Annotated in this window: 1 protein-coding gene; it reads left to right on the forward strand. The window is 43.4% G+C overall.

Annotated elements, in window-relative coordinates:
• Window positions 1–1,108, forward strand: a protein-coding gene (locus RYZ26_RS19845; RefSeq protein ID WP_317684998.1) for an IS3 family transposase whose coding sequence is annotated in 2 segments (ribosomal slippage) — window positions 1–213 and window positions 213–1,108 — 1,109 coding nt annotated over the 2 segments. Because the reading frame shifts where the segments join, the coding sequence is not laid out codon by codon here. This gene is flagged as partial in the annotation.
• Between the last annotated feature and the right edge of the window lie 38 nt (window positions 1,109–1,146).

Consider the following 1,146-nt stretch of genomic DNA (forward strand, 5'->3'; position numbering starts at 1 on the left):
CGTTTAAATCGGAAGCCGTTCAGCTTGCCCTAACCAGTGGCTTGACTCGCAAACAAGTCGCTACGGACCTTGGTATAGGGTTTTCCACTCTCAATAAATGGGTTGCTCAGCATAAACATGATGACCTGATGTCAGGCCCGCATGACGATGTTCACAAGGAACTGGCCCGACTTCGCAAAGAGAACCGTATTTTGAAGGAGGAAAGGGAGATACTAAAAAAGGCGACGGTCTTCTTTGCCAGTCAAAAGCGGTAAGATATCAGTTTATCCACGCAAAGAAGACAGATCATTCAATTACCTTGATGTGCAAAGCTTTCAACGTCAGTGAAAGTGGTTTTCATGCTTGGCAAAGGCGTTCAATGTCGCTCAGGCAGCGTGAAGACATGATTTTGTTGGCTTACATCCGCAGTATTCACCAAGAAAATTACCAATCATATGGTCGGGAACGTATGACTGAAGAATTGCGTGATTTAGGTTTTATTGTCAGCGAACGCCGAGTTGCACGTTTAATGAAAGACAACAACATTTACATTAAGCGGACACATAAGTTTAAACGCACAACTGATAGCGATCACAATCATAACATTGCACCTAACTTGCTTGATGGTGATTTTACAACAACGGGTCCGAACCAAAAATGGGCAGGAGATATCACCTATATCCATACGCAAGAAGGCTGGCTGTATCTCGCTGTGATTATTGACTTATATTCACGTCGCGTTATCGGTTGGGCTGTAAGTAAACGAATGAAACGTGATCTTGTTATGCAAGCTTTGCAACGGGCTATTGCCTTACGTAAACCACCCAAAGGCGTGATCCATCATTCTGACCGTGGGTCGCAATATTGCTCGAAAGATTATCAAAAGTTACTCAAAAAACATGGCTTTGAGGCTTCGATGTCTGGCAAAGGCAATTGTTATGACAATGCTGCCGTTGAAACATTCTTTAAATCGTTGAAAGCCGAATTGGTCTGGAGAACAACCTTTGAAACCAGAGATCAGGCAGGAAAGGCCTTGTTCAAATACATCAACAAATTCTATAATCCCAAACGTCGACATTCATACTTGGGCAACATCAGCCCTATGAAGTTTGAAATGAAGGCTGCATGACAGAGTAAAGTATCCTCCACTTTAGTGCAGCGGGTCCA

The sequence above is a fragment of the Terasakiella sediminum genome, assembly GCF_033100395.1.
Lineage (GTDB): Bacteria > Pseudomonadota > Alphaproteobacteria > Rhodospirillales > Terasakiellaceae > Terasakiella.